The sequence below is a fragment of the Streptomyces sp. UH6 genome (genome assembly GCF_013421635.1).
Taxonomy (GTDB): domain Bacteria; phylum Actinomycetota; class Actinomycetes; order Streptomycetales; family Streptomycetaceae; genus Streptomyces; species Streptomyces abyssomicinicus.
Window position 1 is genome coordinate 1 of the sequence record NZ_JACADT010000900.1, and the last position, 2,338, is coordinate 2,338.

Sequence of the window (2,338 nt, forward strand, 5' to 3'; positions counted from 1 at the left end):
CTCGAGTCCGCCGCCGCGGGCGTCGAGCGGGCCTTCGCCGGCGGAGCCGGTCCGTGCCCAGGCTCGCGACCGCCTGCGGGGCGCCGGCGAACTTCAGCGCGCGCTCCAGACGGTGCGTGGCCCGCTGCGGTGTGCCCCGGACCAGTGCGATCACGGAGTGGCCCTGGGCCAGCAGACGGGGCAGGAGGTGGCAGCCCAGGAATCCGGTCCCGCCCGACAGTACGACGGCCTTTGGTGAGATGACGAACTCCTCGCCGGAGCGCGAGCCCCTGAAGTGTCGGCGCGGTGCGTCGCGCGGGACGACCCGGCGGGCGGAAAGCCGCCGGGGGCCACTGACACCATGACCGGCCACCGGCCGGGCCACCGGGTGACGCGCTCACGCGTCACTCGTATGTCCGCCGCGCGCAAGGGGTGCAAGGGGCGCGAACGGCGTGGAAGGCGCAGAAGGCGCGGAGACGGAAGCCCGGAGCGCCGGCCGGCGGAGGCGGTCGGCTCCGTGACGCCGCCCGCCGCGGGCTCGCGCACCCGTTCCCAGGGGGCGGGGGAGACCTGAGAGAATGAGAGGCATGGCCTCTGATCGTCCTCGCGTGCTCTCCGGTATCCAGCCGACCTCCGGCTCGTTCCACCTCGGCAACTACCTCGGCGCCGTCCGCCAGTGGGTGGACATGCAGAAGTCCCACGACGCCTTCTACATGGTCGTCGACCTGCACGCCATCACCGTGCCGCAGGACCCGGAGACGCTGCGCCGCAACACCCGGCTCTCCGTCGCCCAGCTGCTCGCGGCCGGACTGGACCCGGAGCACTGCACGCTCTTCGTGCAGAGCCACGTGCCCGAGCACGCCCAGCTCGGCTGGGTGATGAACTGCATCACCGGTTTCGGCGAGGCCTCCCGGATGACGCAGTTCAAGGACAAGTCCGCCAAGCAGGGCAGCGACCGCACCACGGTCGGCCTGTTCACGTACCCGATGCTGATGGTCGCGGACATCCTGCTCTACCAGGCCGACCAGGTCCCGGTGGGCGAGGACCAGCGCCAGCACCTGGAGCTGACCCGCGACCTGGCCGAGCGGTTCAACACCCAGTACGGGCAGACCTTCACCGTCCCCAGCGCGTACATCCTGAAGGAGACGGCGAAGATCTACGACCTCCAGGAGCCGTCCGCCAAGATGAGCAAGTCGGCGGCGAACCCCAAGGGCCTGATCAACCTCATGGACGACCCGAAGGTCACCGCGAAGAAGGTGAAGAGCGCGGTCACCGACACGGAGACCGTGATCCGCTTCGACCGGGAGAACAAGCCGGGCGTCTCCAACCTGCTCACCATCCTCTCCACCCTCACCGGCAAGGACGTCCCGGCGCTGGAGGCGGAGTACGAGGGCAAGATGTACGGCGCCCTGAAGACCGACCTGGCCGAGGTCATGGTCGACTTCGTGACGCCTTTCCGCGACCGGACGCTGGAATACCTGGACGACCCGGAGACGCTGGACCAGATCCTCGCCAAGGGCGCGGAGAAGGCGCGCGCCGTCGCGGCGGAGACGCTGGCGGCGACCTACCGGCGGATGGGCCTGGTCCCGGCCAAGCACTGACCGGAAGAGGCCCGGCGCGCCCGGGCGGCGGGGCAGGATACTCCGCCCGCCCGAGCGCCCCTCGCGCCACCGGTGATACGGGCGCGATCCTCCCGGTTGGGCGGTGCGCCGCCGTACAGTCGATGGCGGGTGGCACCACGCGTCCGGCACAGCACGGGCGTGACGGAAGACGACACGACAGGAGACGACGTGGGGACCGTAACGATCGGCGTGTCGATCTCGGTCCCGGAGCCGCACGGCAGCCTGCTCCAGCAGCGGCGCGCGGGCTTCGGCGACGCCGCGGCGTTCGGCATTCCCACGCACGTCACCCTGCTGCCGCCGACCGAGGTGGACGCCTCCGCGCTGCCCAAGATCGAGGCGCACCTCGCCGACGTGGCCGCGGCGGCGCGGCCCTTCCCGATGCGGCTGGCGGGTACCGGGACGTTCCGTCCGCTGTCGCCCGTGGTGTACGTGCGGGTGGTGTCCGGCGCGCACGAGTGCGCCGAGCTCCAGGCCCGGGTCCGCGACGAGGCCGGGCCGGTGGCGCGGGAGCTGCAGTTCCCGTACCACCCGCACGTGACCGTCGCGCACGGCATCGCCGAGGAGGCGATGGACCGCGCCTTCGAGGAGCTGGCCGACTACGCGGCGGAGTGGCCCTGCACCGGTTTCGCGCTGTACGAGCAGGGCGCCGACGGGGTGTGGCGCCGGCTGCGCGACTTCCCGTTCGGCGGCGCGCTGGTGCCGCCCCAGACCGCGGCGGAGAGACACCCGACGCTCCA

General features: G+C 71.9%; 3 protein-coding genes. 2 read left to right on the forward strand and 1 reads right to left on the reverse strand.

Features of this window, described 5'->3' with window-relative positions:
* Window positions 1–364, reverse strand: a 364-nt coding sequence (locus HW445_RS34305; protein WP_180223547.1) for an SDR family oxidoreductase, incomplete at its 3' end; no start/stop codon positions are given.
* A 202-nt stretch (window positions 365–566) separates the two neighbouring features.
* Here HW445_RS34305 and trpS point away from each other — a divergent pair.
* Both trpS and HW445_RS27330 read left to right on the forward strand, forming a co-directional pair.
* The gene (gene trpS, locus HW445_RS27325; protein WP_180223548.1) at window positions 567–1,580 is read left to right on the forward strand and encodes a tryptophan--tRNA ligase; all 1,014 of its coding nucleotides are present in this window, start codon (window positions 567–569) and stop codon (window positions 1,578–1,580) included.
* Window positions 1,581–1,769: 189 nt separating this feature from the next.
* Window positions 1,770–2,338: 2'-5' RNA ligase family protein (locus HW445_RS27330; protein ID WP_180223549.1), on the forward strand; the 569-nt coding region annotated here is incomplete at its 3' end.

What these genes read in the sequence shown, in the direction of transcription:
- trpS (WP_180223548.1), top strand. Translation starts at nt 567, where the DNA reads ATGGCCTCTGATCGTCCTCGCGTGCTCTCCGGTATCCAGCCGACCTCC.